This is a genomic window from Streptomyces sp. NPDC001406, assembly GCF_042895285.1.
In the GTDB taxonomy this organism is placed as follows: domain Bacteria; phylum Actinomycetota; class Actinomycetes; order Streptomycetales; family Streptomycetaceae; genus Streptomyces.
In genome coordinates this window covers 38,132-56,608 of sequence record NZ_JBIAWG010000028.1, presented here as the reverse complement: position 1 = coordinate 56,608, position 18,477 = coordinate 38,132, and the positions used below count along the sequence as shown (strand labels likewise).

19 protein-coding genes are annotated in these 18,477 nt (G+C 70.1%); 7 read left to right on the top strand and 12 right to left on the bottom strand.

Annotated features, from left to right (window positions below):
* Nucleotides 1-526 precede the first annotated feature (526 nt).
* Nucleotides 527-1,240 carry a response regulator transcription factor gene (locus ACFY1J_RS43035; RefSeq protein ID WP_390713087.1) on the bottom strand — a complete coding sequence of 238 codons (714 nt, stop codon included), beginning with the start codon at nt 1,238-1,240 and terminating at the stop codon, nt 527-529.
* A 268-nt stretch (nt 1,241-1,508) separates the two neighbouring features.
* Here ACFY1J_RS43035 and ACFY1J_RS43030 point away from each other — a divergent pair, with 268 nt between their 5' ends.
* Nucleotides 1,509-1,961 (top strand): DUF2871 domain-containing protein, encoded by a 453-nt coding sequence (locus tag ACFY1J_RS43030; RefSeq protein WP_390713086.1) that lies wholly within the window; start codon nt 1,509-1,511, stop codon nt 1,959-1,961.
* Between the two features lie 92 nt (nt 1,962-2,053).
* On the opposite strand, the gene ACFY1J_RS43025 is transcribed toward ACFY1J_RS43030, so the two are convergent.
* Nucleotides 2,054-2,647 carry a TetR/AcrR family transcriptional regulator gene (locus tag ACFY1J_RS43025; protein WP_390733117.1) on the bottom strand — a complete coding sequence of 198 codons (594 nt, stop codon included), beginning with the start codon at nt 2,645-2,647 and terminating at the stop codon, nt 2,054-2,056.
* Between the two features lie 175 nt (nt 2,648-2,822).
* Here ACFY1J_RS43025 and ACFY1J_RS43020 point away from each other — a divergent pair, with 175 nt between their 5' ends.
* Nucleotides 2,823-4,442 (top strand): condensation domain-containing protein, encoded by a 1,620-nt coding sequence (locus ACFY1J_RS43020; protein WP_390733116.1) that lies wholly within the window; start codon nt 2,823-2,825, stop codon nt 4,440-4,442.
* Nucleotides 4,443-4,733: 291 nt separating this feature from the next.
* On the opposite strand, the gene ACFY1J_RS43015 is transcribed toward ACFY1J_RS43020, so the two are convergent.
* The 5 genes from ACFY1J_RS43015 to ACFY1J_RS42995 form a co-directional block, all read right to left on the bottom strand.
* Entirely contained in the window at nt 4,734-4,886 is a 153-nt protein-coding gene (locus tag ACFY1J_RS43015) for a hypothetical protein (protein ID WP_390713083.1), read from the bottom strand.
* A complete protein-coding gene (locus tag ACFY1J_RS43010) occupies nt 4,883-5,263 on the bottom strand; it encodes a hypothetical protein (protein ID WP_390713082.1) in 381 nt (126 codons plus the stop codon). The genes ACFY1J_RS43015 and ACFY1J_RS43010 overlap by 4 nt, the downstream gene beginning before the upstream one ends.
* A complete protein-coding gene (locus ACFY1J_RS43005; protein WP_390713081.1) occupies nt 5,260-5,517 on the bottom strand; it encodes a hypothetical protein in 258 nt (85 codons plus the stop codon). Before ACFY1J_RS43005 ends, ACFY1J_RS43010 begins: the two co-directional genes overlap by 4 nt.
* Before the next feature lie 145 nt (nt 5,518-5,662).
* Nucleotides 5,663-6,244, bottom strand: coding sequence for a GNAT family N-acetyltransferase (locus tag ACFY1J_RS43000; protein WP_390713080.1), 582 nt, complete (start codon nt 6,242-6,244; stop codon nt 5,663-5,665).
* A gap of 251 nt (nt 6,245-6,495) precedes the next feature.
* Nucleotides 6,496-7,671, bottom strand: coding sequence for a glycosyltransferase (locus ACFY1J_RS42995; protein WP_390713079.1), 1,176 nt, complete (start codon nt 7,669-7,671; stop codon nt 6,496-6,498).
* A 259-nt stretch (nt 7,672-7,930) separates the two neighbouring features.
* On the opposite strand from ACFY1J_RS42995, the gene ACFY1J_RS42990 reads away from it, so the two are divergent.
* Both ACFY1J_RS42990 and ACFY1J_RS42985 read left to right on the top strand, forming a co-directional pair.
* Nucleotides 7,931-9,337 (top strand): NDP-hexose 2,3-dehydratase family protein, encoded by a 1,407-nt coding sequence (locus ACFY1J_RS42990; protein WP_390713078.1) that lies wholly within the window; start codon nt 7,931-7,933, stop codon nt 9,335-9,337.
* A complete protein-coding gene (locus tag ACFY1J_RS42985; protein ID WP_390713077.1) occupies nt 9,334-10,314 on the top strand; it encodes a Gfo/Idh/MocA family protein in 981 nt (326 codons plus the stop codon). The genes ACFY1J_RS42990 and ACFY1J_RS42985 overlap by 4 nt, the downstream gene beginning before the upstream one ends.
* 90 nt (nt 10,315-10,404) lie before the next feature.
* On the opposite strand, the gene ACFY1J_RS42980 is transcribed toward ACFY1J_RS42985, so the two are convergent.
* Entirely contained in the window at nt 10,405-10,824 is a 420-nt protein-coding gene (locus tag ACFY1J_RS42980) for an ester cyclase (RefSeq protein ID WP_390733115.1), read from the bottom strand.
* A gap of 167 nt (nt 10,825-10,991) precedes the next feature.
* On the opposite strand from ACFY1J_RS42980, the gene ACFY1J_RS42975 reads away from it, so the two are divergent.
* Both ACFY1J_RS42975 and rfbB read left to right on the top strand, forming a co-directional pair.
* Nucleotides 10,992-12,059, top strand: a complete 1,068-nt coding sequence (locus ACFY1J_RS42975; RefSeq protein WP_390713075.1) for a glucose-1-phosphate thymidylyltransferase — start codon at nt 10,992-10,994, stop codon at nt 12,057-12,059.
* Complete coding sequence (rfbB, locus tag ACFY1J_RS42970) at nt 12,056-13,051, top strand: dTDP-glucose 4,6-dehydratase (RefSeq protein ID WP_390713074.1); 996 nt, start codon at nt 12,056-12,058, stop codon at nt 13,049-13,051. Before ACFY1J_RS42975 ends, rfbB begins: the two co-directional genes overlap by 4 nt.
* Before the next feature lie 76 nt (nt 13,052-13,127).
* Here the strand turns inward: rfbB and ACFY1J_RS42965 are convergent, their stop codons facing one another.
* From ACFY1J_RS42965 to ACFY1J_RS42950, 4 genes are all read right to left on the bottom strand, one after another.
* Nucleotides 13,128-13,502 (bottom strand): hypothetical protein, encoded by a 375-nt coding sequence (locus ACFY1J_RS42965; protein WP_390733114.1) that lies wholly within the window; start codon nt 13,500-13,502, stop codon nt 13,128-13,130.
* Nucleotides 13,503-13,521: 19 nt separating this feature from the next.
* Nucleotides 13,522-13,839: a hypothetical protein gene (locus tag ACFY1J_RS42960; protein WP_390733113.1), complete on the bottom strand. Its 318-nt coding sequence runs from the start codon at nt 13,837-13,839 to the stop codon at nt 13,522-13,524.
* Between the two features lie 167 nt (nt 13,840-14,006).
* A complete protein-coding gene (locus tag ACFY1J_RS42955) occupies nt 14,007-14,753 on the bottom strand; it encodes a class I SAM-dependent methyltransferase (protein ID WP_390733112.1) in 747 nt (248 codons plus the stop codon).
* The gene (locus tag ACFY1J_RS42950; protein WP_390733111.1) at nt 14,750-16,222 is read right to left on the bottom strand and encodes an asparagine synthase; all 1,473 of its coding nucleotides are present in this window, start codon (nt 16,220-16,222) and stop codon (nt 14,750-14,752) included. The genes ACFY1J_RS42955 and ACFY1J_RS42950 overlap by 4 nt, the downstream gene beginning before the upstream one ends.
* 848 nt (nt 16,223-17,070) lie before the next feature.
* On the opposite strand from ACFY1J_RS42950, the gene ACFY1J_RS42945 reads away from it, so the two are divergent.
* Nucleotides 17,071-18,411 carry a tol-pal system YbgF family protein gene (locus ACFY1J_RS42945; RefSeq protein WP_390733110.1) on the top strand — a complete coding sequence of 447 codons (1,341 nt, stop codon included), beginning with the start codon at nt 17,071-17,073 and terminating at the stop codon, nt 18,409-18,411.
* The last annotated feature ends 66 nt before the right edge of the window (nt 18,412-18,477 follow it).

Here is an 18,477-nt window from a genome sequence, read left to right as displayed (position 1 = left end):
TACCGTCTGCCTGGTGGCCCCGCGGGGCGGGCGGGGGGGGGGGGGGGGGGGGGGGCGGGCGCCCCCCCCCCCCCCCCCCCCGGGGGGGGGGGGGGGGGCCCCCCCCCCCCAGGACCCTAGGGACCGTCAACGGTAGGGGCCCTGGCAACAGCTGGGCAAACCCTTGCCAGGGCCCGTGCCCTGCGTCTCTTGCGTTTCTCGCGCCCGTCTCGCGTGGCTCTCTTGCGGACCTCGGGTGGACCTCTTGCGGGTCTCTTCCATCTCTCCGGCGACTCTCGAACCGGTCCGGGCAGGATGTCGAGCAGCACGGCCGTGTCCTGGTCCTTCGTGCCCGGGACGTGCCACCACCGCCCCCGTCGCCCCGGCCGCCCCGGCCGCCTCGCCCCCGGCCGCCCCGTCGTCCTCGTCGTCCCGTCCAGGAGTAGGTCATGAAGCCTGCGGTTGTGTGTGACGGCGACATCGGGTGGCCCGCGCTGGACGGTGGCAACGCGGACACGGGCAGGAGGGGCCGGGAGGAGCCGTACGGTCAGACCGGGCGCCGTACCCCGGTCTCGAAGGCGTAGATGGCCGCGTGCACACGGTTGGGCAGCCGCAGCTTGTGCAGCATGTTCTGCACATGGGTCTTGACCGTGTGCTCGGAGAGGGTGAGCGACCGGGCTATCTCGCCGTTGGACAGTCCGCGGGCCAGCAGTTCGAGCACCTCGCACTCGCGCTGGGTCAGCTCCTCGGGGCTGATGCTGGACACGCGGGCGCGGGGGGAGCGGCCTCCCTCCGCGGGGACCAGGGTGTAGCCGGCCGCGGCCAGCACGACCGCGGCGGCGAGCTGCCGCGACGTCGTCGTGCCGGGCAGGTGTCCGTGCACCGGGCTGCGGTCCTCGTCCTCGCCGCCGACGACGAGGACCGGCAGACCGTCCGGCGCGTCCTGCGCGAGCCGGGCCCGCTGTTCGACGGTCAGCGGACCGTGTACGACGAGGACCTGCGGGCGCAGTGAGCGCAGCGTGAGGCCCAGCTGGGGTCCGGGCGCGCTCTCGCCGGTGACGGTGATGCCGGGGTGTCCCTCCAGCAGTGCGCGGATGCCGGTGCGGGCCAGCGGGTCGGCGCCCACGATGTGCACCCGTACCGGGCGTGCCGCCGCGACGGCGGGAGCGGGGGCCGGTTCCGGGGGTTCCAGGGGCTGCGGAAGCGGGGCGGGCTCGCCGAGCGGGGGCAGGACGTGCAAAGTGGCGTGCCGTTCGTCCATGGCTGCCTCCTCCCCCTGGGCATGCGTCACGGTAGACGCGTCACAGGGGTAGGTCCCGCCCGCTCAAGTGGGTTCCGATCCGGCTCCGATCACGTCTCGCGTCCGGCCTGCCGAACGCGTTCGCCGGTCCACGGCACCGCTACAGGACCGATCGAGAATCGCATGACGGGTGCTGGAGTTGGTTCGGGTGGTCGGCCGATGGGCAGTCACCGGGTGCTTGAATGACGGCAGTCGGCACGCCTTTACGACCCAGGGAGCGAGCGCCGCGATGCGGAAGTCGTACTACGCAGCACACGTCTACATGATCGTGGGAGTGATTTCCGGGCTGTTCTACCGGGAATTCACCAAGGCCAACGACTTCACGGGGGACACCCAGCTGGCCCTGATGCACACCCATCTGCTGGCTCTGGGCATGCTGGGCTTCCTGATCGTGCTGGCCCTGGACAAGCAGTTCCAGCTGTCCGGGACGCGGTTGTTCAACTCGTTCTTCTGGTTCTACAACGTGGGCATCGCCATCTCCACGGCCATGATGGGCGTCCACGGCTGCCTGACCGTGCTCGGCGACCATGTCCCGGAGGCCGTGCCGCTGATCGCGGGGCTCGGGCACATCCTGCTCACCGTCGGGCTGATCCTGCTGTTCGTGCTGCTGGGCAAGCGGCTGAACGAGTCGGTGGCCAAGCCGCCGTCCGGGGAGCCCGAGCCGGCCAAGACCTCGGTCTGAGCCGAACGGACCTACCGAACGGACCTGCCGAACGAACCTGCCCAACGGGCCTATTGAGCGAGCCTGCCCAACGGCCTGCCAGCCCGCCGAGTTCAGGCGAGCTGTGCGGCGGGCCCGGTCAGCACCTCGGCCAGGACGGCCAGCCGCTCGGGTGTGGCCTCCGGGCCGAGCCGGCCGCCGTGGGTGAGCGTGGCCAGACCGTGCCAGGCACTCCAGACGACCTCCGCCAGGACGTGGGAGTCGCGGTCGCCGGCGAGGGGCCGGACCGCCTCCTCGATCTCGCCCAGGACCTCCAGCAGCGGCTGCGGGGTCGGTTCGCCGCCCGGGGGTGCGGCGCCCGCCTCGAGCACCAGCATGGCCTGATAGAGGACCGGCCCCCGGGCGGCGAAGTCGGCGTAGGCACGGGCGACCGCACGCAGCGCCCCGTGAGGGTCGGCCACGCCGAGGCGGGCGGCGCGCAGTGCCGCCGCGAGTTCGGCGAGCCCTTCCTGCGCCACCGCGTGGATGATGGCGTCCTTGTTCTTGAAGTGCTGGTAGAGCACGGGCTGGCTGTATTCGATACGGTCCGCGAGGCGCCGTGTGGTGACGTTGTCCCAGCCCTCCGCCTCGGCCATCTCGCGAGCCGTGGCAAGGATGAGCCGGTGCCGTTGGGCCTGCTCGCGAAGGCGGCGCTCTCGGGGGGTCATGACCCCACGTTAGCATTTCGGCGAAAATCTAGCTAGCGATGATAGGGTCCCTGCTTTTGGCAAGTTCCGTGCGTTCGGCGGGCTTTCTGCACGGATGCTCAAGCGGCCTTCGAGGTGCGGTCGGCACGATCGCGGCAAGACCGCCACAGAGAGGGCCAACAGAGAGGGCCATCCGATGCCGATGCGGACTTCCCTGGAGGCACTGCTCGACCTGGCTGCCGACGTGATGGGCCACGACCCGCGCACCCTGCCGGCCGAAGCCGCCGGCTCCCCCTTCATCACGCTGGGCGGCACCCTTGAGCAGGCGATGCGACTGCAGGCGCGCGCCGAAGAACAGCTGCGCTTCTCCCTGGACCTGGCGCTCCTGCTGGGCCCCGCCCCGCTCGCCGAGGTGCTGGCCCTGGCGGTGCCGGCAGCGGCCGTCTGCCCCGAGCGGCGACCGGGACCGTGGCAGGGTCCGGTGCTGCCGCAGCAGCGCACGGCACTCACGCCGGGCCGACCGGCCCGGGCGGCGTACCGCGTGCTGAGCGCGGAGCTCTCCGGCCCCTTCAAACCAGATGCGCTGCGTACGGCGCTGGACGCGCTCGGCGCCCGGCACGAGGGGCTGCGGACCGTGTTCACGCCGTCCGCCACGGGTCCGGTGCGCCGGGTGCTCGCCGACTGCCCGATACCGCTGGTCACGCTGGAGCGGGTGCTGCCCCGCCCGGGGCAGGACGCGGTGGCCGCCGTACACACGCGCCTCGCAGCGGACGTACAGAACCTGGCGGGCCGTCCGGGCCACCCCCCACTGGCATTCGTCCTGACCCCGCTCGGGTCCGGCCGCCGCCTGCTGTCCTTCCTCCACCACGAGGCCGTGGCAGACGCCTGGTCCGCGGCGCTGGTCTGGCAGGAACTGCTGGACGACTACGGCCGCACGTCCGCCGGCCGCTCACCGGCCCGTACGGTCGCGCCCGGCCCGGACCCGGTGGCCCGGCGCGCGGAGTCACTGCGCCGCTCGGGCGCGCTGCGGGCCCTGACGGCCGAACGCGCCGGACAACTGCGCGACGTACCGCCGGAGGCGACACCGACAACCGTCGGACGTCTTCCGGGCGACTTCGACTTCCGTGGTGAGCGGCTGTCGTTCGGGATCGACGAGGACCTGCGCGACGCGGTGGACGCGGCCGCCCGGCGGGCCGGTGTGCCGCACAGCACCGTCGTACTGGCCGCCTGGGTGCTGACCCTGGGCCGGCGGGCCGGGGTCGACCGGCTGCTGGTCGGCACGGAGATGCCGCTGCGGCCCACGGCCGCGCTGCTGCGCACCGTGGCGCCCTGCACGGCGACCCTGCCGGTGCGCTGCGAGGTGGAACCCACGACCGACTACTTCCTGCGGGGCCTGGCCTGCGCCTTCAGCGAGGCCCTCGCCTACGCCGAGGTCGACGCCGCCTGGCTGACGCGCGAACTCGGGCTGCCCGAGACCCCGTCCCGGCCGTCGGCACCGACCCGGGTGACGTTCGCGGCCCACGACGAGCTGCTGCCCGCGAGCGTGCGGGCCGGCGGCCTGACGGCCCGCTTCCACCACGGCCACCTGGGCGGCGCCACCGCCGACGCGGCCCTGACGGTGCTGCGCTGGCGCGAACGCCCGCTGCTGGCCCTGGACTTCGCCACCTCGGCACTGCACCGCTCCGACGCCGTCCGCCTCGCGGCCGAACTCCGCACCACCCTCCGCGCCCTGTCCCACTCCCACCCCTGGACCCCGGTCGACGACCTCTTGCCGCGGGCGGCGGTGAGGGGGGCGCGGGCGGCGGTGGTCGGGTAACGGCCGACGCCGGGTCACGCGAACGGGGTCCGCCGCCTTCGCCTACACCGACAACACCGTCTGGGAGCGGCTCGCTCCACCCACCCGCGCCCCGCTGCCCACGTCCGGCGTCGGCCGGCAGCCGGGCACGGACAGGCCCGCCGACGCCCTGGCCGACGACGAGCTCGCCCTCGCCCACCAGCTCCTGGCCCAGCTCAACCAGCGCGCAACCACCCTCCTCACGCCACGCATTCGCCACCGCTGTGGCCACTGGCCAGGGGCTGACCAGTACGCACACAACTACGGGCAGGCTCAGAGGGCGTCCGGGTTGATGTCCTGCGTACGGGCAAGGGCGAACAGGACTCGTTCGATCATGTCCAGACGCTGGGTGATCGACCGATCCCCCCGCGCGCCGATGGCCTTGGCAAGGGAGTCACGGGGCGGGACGGCCGTCAGGGCCTTCACGCATTGAGATCCAGCACGCGGACGGGCTCGCCGATCCAACGGTCGGGGGCGGTCGTGGCGATGATCGCCCCGTCAGGACGGTCCGGGGTGGGCTGAGCGGCGTACTGGCAGTGCGCGGCGGCCCAGGTGTTCTGCCGGGCCACCGCCAGGGCCGCAGGCAGGTCCAGGTCCAGAACGGTGATGGCCGGAAGAGCGGCAAGGTGCTCTGCGGTACCGGGCCGGGCACGATCGGCTTCGACGAGCGCGCAGGCCGGGGCGTAGAGGTACCAGCCGCTCTCCTCGTGGGCACGGTGGATCAACCGGGAGGCAAGGACATTGCCCTGGCCGGCTGCGGCCATCGCGGTGTCGTCCAGGACGATGTGCGTCGCGTCGCTCACCGGGCAGCTGCCTGGGCCAGCCGACGGTCCAGCTCGCTGTCGAGGTCCCGCTCCTCAGCCGGACTGGGTGCGTAGCCGGTCCACTCCTTCAACGCCGCGCGAGCCTGCTCGGCCCGCTCGGCCCGTTCAGCGGGGGTGAGCAGGGTTTCAGCGAGCCGGGCCAGGTAGGCGCGCAGCGACAAGCCCTCGGCTGCCGCTATGGCGGCCAGCCGGTCCCGGGCCTCCTCGGGGATACGGACATTGGCATCGGACATCATCGCGCTCCTCTCCACCCTCCAAGGGTACGGGTACGTACCCGTACCCGGTGCGGCGATCGCCTGAATTCTGCCAACGATCACGTCTCCCCCGTGGCGGATGGGCGGGGCCTCTCCGTCGCAGGCGGCCGGCTCCCGGCGGACCTCACCAGAGCTTGTCGATCTCCCCGGGATACAGCTCGATACGGCTGTCGCGGAACAGCGCCTCCGCCCGGCGGGCCTCGGGTGAGAAGAAGGCGGCCATGGTCACCTTGTCGAAGCCGGGGCGGTCGCTGGGGAACGGGGACTCGGGTGTTCCGCCGATCAGTACCGCTCCGGGGAGGACCGCCCAGCCCGCACTCTCGTAGAACGCCTGGAGCGGGCTGTCGCAGGTGAACAGCCCCAGGTCCAGCTTCCGCTCGACCATCGTCTCCCGGGCCGCCGCCACCAGACGGCGGCCGTGTCCGCGGCCACGGGTCTCGCGCCGCGTCACCACGGTGCTCAGTCCCCCGGCGGCATAGCGCCCGCCCGCGTGGACGATCTCCTTGGACAGGATGTCCAGCGCAGCCACCACCGTCCCGTCGGCCACGAGCAGCATCGACAGCGGCCGCAGCGCGGGATCGTGGGCCGGTGCGTCGGGCGGAGCCGCCGCGCCGGGCGGCGACGGCCACGCCTGCTCCTGGATCTCCCGTACCTGCGCACGCAGCTCGGAGGGAGTGGCTTCTTCGGGGAACGACAGGATGTGCACGCCCCGATTGTGGTCACCCACGACGCAGGCGCAAGGAGGTTTTCGCAGCTCCCGGCCCCGGACCGGGGCAGGAGCGACGCCGGTGCGCACGCCGCGGGGGAATCGGCGCGCGCACCGGGGCCGTTGGTCCCCCGGTGGCCCGAGGGGACCGGTCGGTGGCCGGGACCGGTGCGGGCCGGTCCCGGCGGGTTCAGCCGGCCAGTTCAGCTGCAGCCGGCCTGCCAGTTCGGCTTCAGCCGACCAATTCGGCTTCAGCCGGCCAGTTCGACGAGCTTGGTGACGTTCTCGGCCGGGTCGGGCATCGCGGCGATCTCCGCGGCGACCTTGCGGGCGGCGACCCGGTAGCCCTCCTCGGCGAGCAGGCGACGGGTGGCCTCGGTGACCGCCTCGGGCGACTGGTCCGCGGCGAGGACGACCTCGCCCGCGCCCGCGGCGGCGACTGCCTTCCCGTTGGCCGGGCCGTCGGCGCCCTGCGGCAGGACCAGCTGCGGCAGTCCGGCCGCGAGCGTCGCCAGCGTGGTGCCGGCGCCGCCGTGCTGCACGACCACCGACGCGTGCTTGAGCGCCTCCGGCTGTGCCACCCACGGCACGGCCACCACGCGCTCGGGCAGCTCGCCCAGTTCCTCGACCGGCACGACGGGCCCGGCCGCCACCAGCACCGGCACGTCCAGCGGCAGCAGCCCCTTCAGGACCGTACGCAGCACCTCGGGCGAGCCGAGCGCGGTGCCCAGGGTGAGGTAGACGAACGGCTTGCCCGACTCGCGGATCCGCTCGGGCAGTTCGCCCGGCTCGGAGTAGGCGACCGTGCGCTGCTCGATGCGGGGCAGCGGCGCGGCCAGGAAGCCCGGGTCCTGGATGGACGGCGGGACGATGTCGATGTAGCTGCGGGACAGGGCCAGCAGCTGGCCGAAGGGCACGTCCACGCCGAGGTCGCCTGCGGTGGCGAGCAGCTCCTGGCCGATGCGCTCCTCCTCCGGGCCCAGCGCCATCACACCGACGCCGTGCGCGACGGCAGGCACACCCGCGAGCGCGGCGGCGAAGGCGGCACCGGGGTTCAGCGCCTCGTAGACGACGAGGTCGGGCCGCAGCCGCTCCAGGGCGGTGGCCAGGTCGGCGGCCACCCAGCGCGGCAGCACGGAGCCGAACACCTGCACATGCAGGTCCGCCAGCACCTCCGGCGGCACGTCCTGGGCTCCGAGCTCGCCCGCTCCCGCGAGGTCGGCTCGAGAGCTGACTGCTTCCATGAACGCCTCGGGCACCGACCGGCCCGCGGCCACCGGCTCGAGGCCGGCCGTCACCACGGCGGGGTGCAACTGCTCACCCGTGGCGAAGGAGACCTCGTGGCCCGCAGCCCGGGCGGCCTTCGCCAACGGCAGGAGGGGATAGACGTGGCCGAAGTTACCGGCGCCGGCAAAGAGGATTCTCATACCGCCTCAGCGTAGGGACGCGAACAGCCGCTGTCTAGTGCTGACAGATTTCCTGCCATCGATAACCAACGTGCCGACTACCGCGCCGACTACCGCTGCTGGCAGGCCATTTGAAGGCCACTCGGACGTCGCTCGGCGGATCGAGCGGCCCTCTGGGACAGGTCGAGGCGCTCTCCAGGCACAGCCGATCGCGCCGCCCCATCGTCGTGGTGCGGCCGCCCGCCCCAGGGTGCGCGAGACAAGCCGAAGGAGCCCCTTGATGACCATCACCACCCAGGCAGTCGCGCCTCCGGGTGTATCGAGGAGTCATGTGCAGCGGTTCATGCTGTCCGCGCAGGCCCTCGACAGCGCGGTGACGCCCAACGAGGTGTTCCACGAGTGGTTCTCCGCCCAGCGCCGCACCAACCGCTACGACGTGCGCCGCATCCCGTTCTCCGAGCTCGTGGGCTGGCACTTCGAGGACGCCACCGGGAACCTGGTGCACGACAGCGGGCGGTTCTTCTCGGTCGAGGGCCTGAGCGTGCGCACCGAGTGGAACGGGCACGAGGCGTCGTGGGAGCAGCCGATCATCAACCAGCCCGAGATCGGCATCCTGGGCATCGTCGTCAAGGAGTTCGACGGCGTCCTGCACTGTCTGATGCAGGCCAAGATGGAACCCGGCAACGTCGACACCGTGCAGCTCTCCCCCACCGTGCAGGCCACCCGGAGCAACTACACCGGGGTGCACAAGGGCGCCGCGGTCCGCTACATCGACTACTTCAAGCCGCCGCGGATGCAGTCGCGGGTGCTGTACGACTCGCTCCAGTCCGAGCAGGGCTCCTGGTTCCTGCGCAAGCGCAACCGCAACATCGTGGTGGAGGCCGTCGGGGACGTCCCCGAGCACGAGGACTTCGTCTGGCTGACCCTCGGCCAGATCCACCAGCTGCTGCACGAGTCGAACGTCATCAACATGGACGCCCGTACGGTGCTGTCGCTGATCCCGGCCTTCGGCGAGAGCGGACTCCCGCTGCACCCGACCGAGCAGGTGCTGAGCCGGCTGACCGAGGTCAAGGCCCGGCGCGAGCTGGTGCAGCGCACCCTGCCGCTGAACCGGGTGGAGCGCTGGCGGCGCACCGACGAGGGCATCGAGCACGAGACGGGGCACCACTTCACCGTCATCGCCGCGTCCGTGGCGGCCGCCAACCGCGAGGTGAAGAGCTGGACCCAGCCCCTGCTGGCCCCCGCCGAACAGGGCCTGTCCGCCTTCCTGATCCGCCGTATCTGCGGGGTGCCGCACCTGCTGGCGCAGGCCAGGTCCGAGGCGGGCGTGCTGGACGTGGCCGAGCTCGGCCCGACCGTGCAGTGCCAGCCGGGCCGGGCCCTGACCCTGCCGCCCGAGCTGCGGCCGCGCTACTTGGACGTCGTCCTGCGCGCGACCCCCGACGAACTGCTGTACGACACCGTGCAGTCCGAGGAGGGCGGACGCTTCCACCACGCGGGCAACCGCTACGTCCTCATGGAGGTCGGGGACGAGTTCCCGGTGGACGTACCCGAAGAGTTCGTGTGGGTGACGGCCGAGCAGCTGAGCGCGCTGGTACGGCACAGCAACTACCTGAACATCGAGGCCCGGACGCTGCTGACCGGGCTGCGCGCGGTCTGGTCGCTGGGCGGGGTGTTCGCGCGGTGAGCGCCACGGCCGTACGACCCCTGCGCCTGGGCGTGCTGGGCTGCGCGGACATCGCCCGGCGGCGCATGCTCCCCTCGCTGGAACGGCAGCCGCTGGTCGAGGTGACCGCGGTGGCCAGCCGCACCTCGGAAAAGGCCCGGCAGTTCACCGACCTCTTCGGCGGCACGCCCGTCGAGGGCTACGAGCGGCTGCTGGAGCGCGACGACGTGGACGCGGTGTACATACCGCTGCCGCCCGAGATGCACGTGGAGTGGACCCTGCGGGCGCTGGCGGCCGGCAAGCACGTGCTGTGCGAGAAGCCGTTCGCCACCAGCCTGGCCGACGCCGAGAAGGCGGTGGCCTTCGCCAGGGAGCGCAAACTGCTGCTGATGGAGGGCTTCATGTTCCTCCACCACTCCCAGCACGCCCGGGTACGGGAGCTCGTCGCGGACGGGCTGATCGGTGAAGTCCAGCTGTTCTCCTCGGAGTTCGGCATCCCCCTCAGGCCGGCCCAGGAGCCCGGCGGCACACCCCGGCGGGCCAGCACCCTGCCGGAGGTGGCCGCCTATCCGATCCGCGCCGCCCAGCTCTTCCTGGGCCCCGGGCTCCGGGTGGCCGGGGCCCAGGAACGCCCGGCCAACGCCTACGGGCCGAGTCCCGCGGGCAGCGCGCTGCTGGTGTCGCCGTCCGGCGCCGCCGCGCAACTGGCCTACGGCGTCGAGCACGCCTACATCAGCGGGTACGGGCTGTGGGGCAGCCGGGGGCGGCTGCGGCTGGAGCGGGCCTTCAGCACCCCGGACGACTTCACCCCCGTACTCAAGGTGGAACGCGACGGCGAGGTGAGCGAAATGGCCCTGGACAAGGACCACCACTTCACCAACATCGCCGGTGTCTTCGCCCGTGCCGTACTGCACGGCGAGGACTTCGCCCCGCACGCGGAGGCGATCCTGGACCACGCCCGGCTCGTGGAGGAGGTCGAGCGGGCGGCCGGCCGCTGACGGAGCGCGGCCACAGGGAAAGCGGCCCGGCGCGGCGACGGAGAACCTCCCGTCACCGCGCCGGGCTGCCGGCGTTTCCGCGTGTGTTGCTCAGGCGCCCTGCATGGCGTAGAAGTCGACGCCGAGCTGGTGGAACATGCCGGCCATGTCCAGCTGGTCCCAGTGCTCGGCCAGCAGCCCGTTCTCCACGCGCCAGATGTCGATGGACTGGAAGCTCAGCGTGCGGCCGGTGCCCTCGACGCCGAAGAAGGTGCCACGGTGGGTACCGGAGTACTCGAACCGGCCCGCGATCCGGTCCCCGTCGACGATCACGTCGTGGGCGACGACGTGGACGTCCGGAAACGCGTCGAAGATCTGCTGGAAGAAGGCCGCGTTGGCCTCTATGCCGTCGGCGACGACCGGGTTGTGGTCGATGTGCCCGGGCGCGGTGTGCTCGCTCATCGTGCTCACATCATGACTGTTGATCATGTCGACGAAGGCCTGGATGAGTGCGCGGTGGGTGTCTGCCATGGGTGTGTGCCTCTCTCGGCTCGGGCTCGGGCTCGGCCTCGCCTCATGGAACTCGTGACGGAACTGCACCGAGGATCCGTACTCCCTCTTGAGCCGCCCTGGAGGGCCCCTGTGGGCGCGGCCGATCCCCCACCCCCGCTCAAGTACCCGCTCCTAGCCTCGACGCCATGAAGGCTCTCGTACTCTCCGGCGGGGCCGGAACCCGCCTGCGCCCCCTCACCCACACATCGGCCAAGCAACTGGTGCCCGTGGCCAACAAACCCGTGCTGTTCTACGGTCTGGAGGCGATCGCGGACGCCGGTGTCACGGAGGTCGGGATCGTCGTCGGGGACACGGCCGACGAGATCAGGGAGGCCGTCGGCGACGGCTCCAAGTTCGGTGTCTCCGTCACCTACATCCCGCAGGAGGCGCCGCTGGGCCTGGCCCATGCCGTAGTGATCGCCCGGGAGTTCCTCGGCGAGGACGACTTCGTGATGTACCTCGGTGACAACTTCATCGTGGGCGGCATCTCCTCCCTGGTCGACGCCTTCCGCACGGACCGTCCCGACGCCCAGATCCTGCTGACCCAGGTCTCCGACCCGCGGCAGTTCGGCGTGGCCGAACTCGGGGCCGACGGACGCGTGGTCAACCTGGAGGAGAAGCCCAAGTCGCCGAAGAGCGACCTGGCGCTGGTCGGCGTCTACCTCTTCACACCGGCCGTGCACGAGGCCGTACGCGCCATCGAGCCGTCCTGGCGCGGCGAGCTGGAGATCACCCACGCGCTGCAGTGGCTGATCGACGCCGGCCGCGACGTGCGCTCGACGACGATCTCCGGGTACTGGAAGGACACCGGGAACGTCGCCGACATGCTGGAGGTCAACCGGACGGTGCTGGAGCGTGCGGAGCCACGCCTGGACGGCACTGTCGACGAGGCCAGCGAGATCATCGGGCGGGTGCAGATCGACGAGACCGCGACGGTGACGGCGTCGCGCATCGTGGGCCCGGCCGTGATCGGTCCGGGCACGGTGGTCACCTCCTCCTACATCGGCCCGTTCACCTCGATCGCCGGCGACTGCGAAATCACCGACAGCGAGATCGAGTTCTCCATCGTCCTCGACCACTCCCTGGTGCACGGCGCCCGCCGCGTGGAGGCGTCGATCATCGGACGCAACGTGGAGGTGACGCCCGCTCCGCGGGTGCCCGCCGCGCACCGGCTCATCCTCGGCGACCACAGCAAGGTGCAGATATCGTCATGACGACCACCACACGCATCCTCGTCACCGGCGGCGCCGGCTTCATCGGCTCGCACTATGTCCGCACGCTTCTCGGCCCCGACGGACCGGACGACGTCTCGGTCACCGTGCTCGACAAGCTGACCTACGCAGGCAACCCGGCCAACCTCGACCCGGTCCGCGGCCACACCGGCTTCCATTTCATCCAGGGCGACATCTGCGACCGAGACCTGGTCGCCGAACTCGTCGCCGGGCACGACCAGATCGTGCATTTCGCGGCGGAATCCCACGTCGACCGCTCGATCCAAGGGGCGGCGGAGTTCGTCATCACCAACGTCCTGGGCACCCAGACCCTGCTGGACGCGGCCCTGCGCCGCCCCGGCGGCCCCGCCCGCTTCCTCCACGTATCCACGGACGAGGTGTACGGCTCATTGGCGGAGGGCTCCTGGCCGGAGACGGACCCGCTCAAGCCCAACTCCCCCTACGCCGCGTCCAAGGCATCCTCCGACCTGCTGGCACTGTCGTACCACCGCACCTTCGGCCTGGACGTACGGGTGACGCGCTGCTCCAACAACTACGGCCACCACCACTTCCCGGAGAAGGTCATCCCGCTGTTCGTCACCAACCTCCTCGACGGCCTGCGCGTGCCGCTGTACGGCGAGGGCCTGAACGTCCGCGACTGGCTGCACATCGACGACCACGTCCAGGGCCTGGAACTGGTCCGCACCGGCGGCCGCGCGGGCGAGGTCTACAACATCGGCGGCGGCACGGAACTGAGCAACAAGGAACTCACCCAGCTCCTCCTGGACCTGGCCGGCGCGACCTGGGACAGCGTCGAACACGTCCCCGACCGCCTGGGCCACGACCTGCGCTACTCGGTCGACTGCACCAAGATCACCACAGAACTCGGCTACCGCCCCCGCAAGGACTTCAACGAGGGCCTGGCGGAGACGTTCACGTGGTACCGCGAGAACCGCTCGTGGTGGGAACCGCTGAAGGAGCGGGCGGCGCTGTGAACTGACCCAGCAGCTCACGCCCGGTCAAACGCCTGCGGCGGCCCCACCGGTACGAGACCGGTGGGGCCGCCGCGGCTCAGGGACGCAGGGCTTCGCCGGAAACGTCCTCCTGCCCGTGCCAGCCTGTGTCTCGGTGGACCACAACGGTCTTGCACACGACGAACCCCTTACGAGTTCCGCCCGATGAGACCTCTAGGTTCACGAACCCGCGATCGTAGCGTTCAGGCATGTCCAGGAATTCATCCATCTCACTGACGTCGGCCGCGATGGCGACGGAAAGCCGCGGATAGCTGGACGCGAGCTTCATGCCGAGCACGTTGTTGAAGATGACGTCCACGAACTCGTCATATTCCTGACCGGGACGGCCACGCAGGACGAGTTTCCGGTGGGACTTGCTGTACGACCACACCTGGAAGACGTGGTCAAAGTGCAGCGGCAGACCCTCTGACACTCCAGGGATACCTTTCATTCTATTTTTCGGGACTTGGAAATGGGTTGTCGCCATTCACCCACACGACTCGCGCCTGCGCGGACGATGGGGCTGCTTTGATCATTGCCGGCTTCCCTATGCCCTGGAGGTTGAAGTAGATCTTCGTCTTGCTGTCTTCCTTCAGAGCGCCCCTGACCGCGGATTCGAAATCATCCCAGTGATCATAGTATTGAGCTCCATTGGCCTCGGCGAACTCCTGCAACGAGTATTCGTTTTCGTCGGTCACAGTAAGCCCCAAAGCGATTGCCTTTGGACAGCCGGTATTGTGCACCAGCACCGGCGTGCTGCCGACCAGCACATAGTACGTGTGCTACGCGGTACCCATCTACCTGCTTCTTCGCCGGTCAGCGGGTGATTTGCGTTCCGCTGGCGTCCGTGGTTGTGCGGGGAAATCCGTGGCTGTTGCCATCGCTACTGCCGTCAGGAGTCGGGCGGCGGTGCTGGTGCCATTTCTCGCTCCGCCGGTCACCGCGGAGTTTGTCGGGCCACCGTGTATGCGGTGGGGCCGGTAAGCCCTGTCCCTGTGCCGTCGAGCATGTCCAGGACCTCGAAGCCGGCGCCCTCCGCGTAGCGTTCGAGCTCCTGGGGGAACAGGACACGCCTGCGGATCTCGTCTCGGGCTTCGTCGCCCGAGGGGAGCATCCAGTGCCGGTGCATGGTGTTGATCTGGGTCCGCAGGTCCCACGTGTGGCGGATGGTGACGGTCGCGGATCCCGTCGGGGTGTCGACCGTGGCGGTGGTCGGCTCGATCCGGGTGATCGGGGCGACGGGGGAACACAGCACGAGCAGCGCTCCTGGCCGGGCGTGGGCGGCGAAGGTGGCGAAGACCTGGCTGATCGCCTCGTTGTCGTGCACGTAGGCGAGGCTGTTGCCCATGCAGGTCACCACGTCCGTGCGCCTATCGAGTCGTACGGTGCGCATGTCGCCGGTGCGGATGTCCAGCTCCGGCCGGGCCTGGTGGGCGTAGTCGACCAGGCCGGGCTGAAGGTCCACGCCGATGCACTCGAAGCGCTTGGCCAGAATCTCCAGGTCCCGGCCGGTACCGCATCCGAAGTCGACCAGGGTCCGGGCGTCCGGCCGGTGCAGCTCGATCAGGTTCCGGCACATCCCGGCGCCCGTGCTGTCGGACTGGACCATGTCGTAAAGTGCCGGATTGCGGTACAGGAGGTTGGTGGCTTCCACGTACTCGGCTTCCGTGTGGGGGCTGGTCACATGAGGCTTCGCAGTCCGATCTCCAGGGCGAGCACATCGCACAGCAGATCGGGGACGACCGGCGCGGAGTCGGCGTTCCTACCCGCCTTGGCGAGAGCCTTGCCGTTAACGTAGCCGAGGTCCACCAAAATGGACTCCTTCAGCATGTCGTCCAAGACCGGCAAGCCGTAAGACCGCAAACCCTTCTCCAGGACGGCCAGGAAGTTCTCCGGTTGGGTCGGCGCGGCCACCCACTCGGGCAGCCCGGCCCGCCTGATCCGCTCGCGGAACAGCGCCTTGCCGCGTTTGTGCTCGTGCGGCAGCTGTTCCATGAACCGCACGATCCGCGGGTGCGCAAGCGGGCTCACTGGCCAGACTCCGGCCCGGAGAAAACCGGGGTTGTGCATTCCGAACGCCATCAGGGTCGGTACGGGCAGCACCGGGATGGGGGCCAGGTGCTCGTTGACTTCGGCACGCGCTCGGATTGCTTTGTCGCCGAGCCACGGCACGGGTTCTGGGGTCGGTAGCTCAGCCTGCGTCCTGGAGTGGTGGGCGTTGATTTCGTCCCCGCCGCTGCCCGTGAAGATGATCTCGCAACACCGGGCGGCTGCCTGCTCGCGTACTACATCGAACGCCTCCTGATAGAAGGCTCCCGCCGGATCGTGTGGCTTGCACAGAGCGCGCACGCCTCCGGGGCCGAAAGGCGGGTGCTGCATGCCGGGGGTGGCCGTGTCCCGGAAGCCGCAGTGCTCCACAAGGGCCCGGCGTCGCTCACGCTGTTGCCTGCCCGTGCTCCCTCCCACCAGCAGACCGAAGCTGTGCGCCTCTGGGAAGCGGGCTGCCTTCACGGCCAGGGCAACGTTCCCGGAGTCCGCGCCACCGGACAGCTCAACTCCCACGCACCCCGTTGCCGTCGGCGCCTGGCGGATCACGTCGATCAGCAACCCGTCCAGAGTCGCGAGTGGGTCAATGCCGGGCCGCAGCGTGCGCGGCTCAAGTACGTGTTCGGCCGGCTCCGGGTAGTGGATGCTGAGTCCTGAGGAGGTGAACGTGGCCGATGCCCGCTCGGTGAGGCGGTAGACGCCTTCGAACAGCGTCTCGGACGTGTAGCGGTGCTGCCTCGTCAGCGTTCGGGCGACGACGCGTGGCACCAGGCAGTCGGCCCGTAAGTGCGGTCGCAGCGCTGTCAGGTCCCACGAGGCCTGCAGGTCGCCGGCCTTCTTTGTCAGGTAAATCGGGGCCGTGCCGAACACGCCTGCCGCCAAGCGGGCTTGTCCGGGCTCCATGGTGAGTTCGACGAACTCGGCCTCGTCCTGCTTGCACTCCTTCACGCGGACTTGTACGCGCGGCGCCTGATCGTCGTTGACCTCCAGGACCAACGTGGACACGTTCGCGGGTTCGATCCAGCTCTCGCCGCTGGTCCAACGGCCGCCTTCTGACTTCCACCGCGGCTCCTGGAGGTCGGCCAGGCGCAGACGCATCGACAGCATGTCGTTCCTTTCCGATGTCGTGCGGCGGGGCGGGACCGCGAACGACCCCGCCCCGCCTGGCGTCAGCCCTGGATCACTTGCTGCAGTGGTCGCCGTTGTTGTCGCCACCACCTGGCATCTTGTCGAGCAGTGCGGCCTCGATGGCCGGGGCGCCGGTGATCAGATCGCCGGTGAACAGCTCGTCCACGTTCATCGCTTTCTCCCTTACGGTTGAAGTGGACTCCGCGGCTGGTGCTGCGGAGTTGGACCCGTCCGGCTGCCGGACCCTTGCGAAGATGGCAACCGGACGGGGTGCCCACCGCTTGCGGCGGCAGGCCCTCCCTCGTCACAGGTGGGGAGCCTGGACGCATGACGGGGAGGAGTCAGGTGGGTGTGGAAGGGGCGGCCACGCCCGGGACGAAGCCGACCGATGCGGAAATGGTGATGATCAGGAACGGTCCGGCGTAGCGGCCGACGACAACGCCTGACCGCCTCACAGCCGCTCTCCGCGGCTGCGCTCGTTGACCTCGCGTACGGCAGCGCTCAGCTTCGCTGCCTCGACCTCAGACGCGGTACGGCGGTGCTGCGGGCAGAGACACGGTGAGAACCGATTCGAACCCGGCGGTAAGTCCGTGCCCTCGTAGGTGTCGATCCTCGACATCCCGTTCGTGCCCCGCGCCTCGGTCATCCGGGCCAGTCGGGCCCGCACTTCGCTTCTCATCATTCAGTCCCTCAGACGACGGCTGCGGCGAGGTTTCGCCGTTCCCTGCTGTCTCTACGCAACCGCCTGACCACGCACAGCGGTACCGTTGCCGCAGCGCCGGTGCTTGAAAGCCCTGAAAGTTCGCAGGGCACGGGGAGTTGAGGGCATGACCAAGCGTGAACCGAACGTGGCGCTCGGGCGCATGCTCGCCGAAAGCCGTTGGACTCACCGCCAGTTCGCCCGGGCGGTGAACCGTGTCGGGACCGAAACCGGCACACCCCTGCGCTACGACGAGTCGGCGGTGAGCCACTGGCTCAGTGGCACCGTCCCCCGAGGTGCGGTGCGCGCATGCATCCTCGAAGCCCTCTCGCGCCGCCTTGGCCGCCCCGTCACCCATGCCGAAGCCGGCCTGCCCGTTCCACGCGATCACTCCCCCGCGCCTGCGGATACCGTGGAAGGGGTAATCGACCTGGGGAGGCTGGATATGGACCCGTCCCGCCGCAGTGTCCTGGGTGCCGGCCTTTTCTCCGTGGCCCTCACGATTCCCGGCTGGCCTGATGTGGTCGGGCGTGCTGAGGCCGTCCAGTCCGGCCGCACGACCCGTATCGGGATGAACGAAGTGGACATGGTCGTTGCCATGACCGAGCGTGTCTCGGAGCTGGACGACGAGTTCGGCGGCCGTCACGCACGCCCTATGGCGGCCTCGTTCGTGGTCAACACCGTGGCCTCCTACCTGCGCGCCAACGCACCAGAGAACGTACGCAAGGCGATGCTGTCCGCCGCCTCGGACCTGCTCTACCTGACCGGCTACATGGCCGTGGACGAAGGGCTGCACGGTCTCGCACAGCGCTACTACGTCAAGGCTTTGGAACTGGCGGGCGCGGCTGAAGATCACCTGACGTACTGCACCACCCTGAGAGGGATGAGCGTCCAGGCGGTCGATCTCTGCCACGGAGCGAAAGCCATTGAACTGGCCGATGCCGCTGCTGCCGCCTCCCCGAAAGCCGGGCCCCGGATGCGGGCCTTCCTCGCCGGCCAGCAGGCGCATGCCGCCGCGCAGACGGGCGACCGATCGGGCGCGCTGCGCCACATCCGGGAGGCTGAGGCGGCCATGGATCGTGCCGAGTCACGCGGAAAGACGTTCGGCTCGTACGACCCCTCTTCGCTCAACTACCACGTCAGCCAGGTGCGTTACGAACTCGGTGACAAGGCAGGAGCCGTCGGAGCCATGGAGCAGGCGGACCGGCTCCGCCCCAGCGTGTACCAGCGCACACGAGTACACCGTCGTGGCCTGCTGGCCGAGCGGCAGCTGGAACTCGGCCACCTGGAAGCGGCCTGCACCACCTGGCACCAGGCCCTCGACGACTACCCCAAGGTGCAGTCCGGCCGCGCCGATGACCGCGTGAAGTCGATGTTCGGTCTCTTGCGCCCTCATCTGAAGAACGCGGCGGCCCGCGCCCTGTACGACCGAGCACGGACGATCGCGCCCCCATCGCTGGTCACCTGATCCCGTCACGCCTTCAAGCTGCCACTGAAAGGTCAGCCAAAGGGCCCGGCAGCGAGCTGACGGACC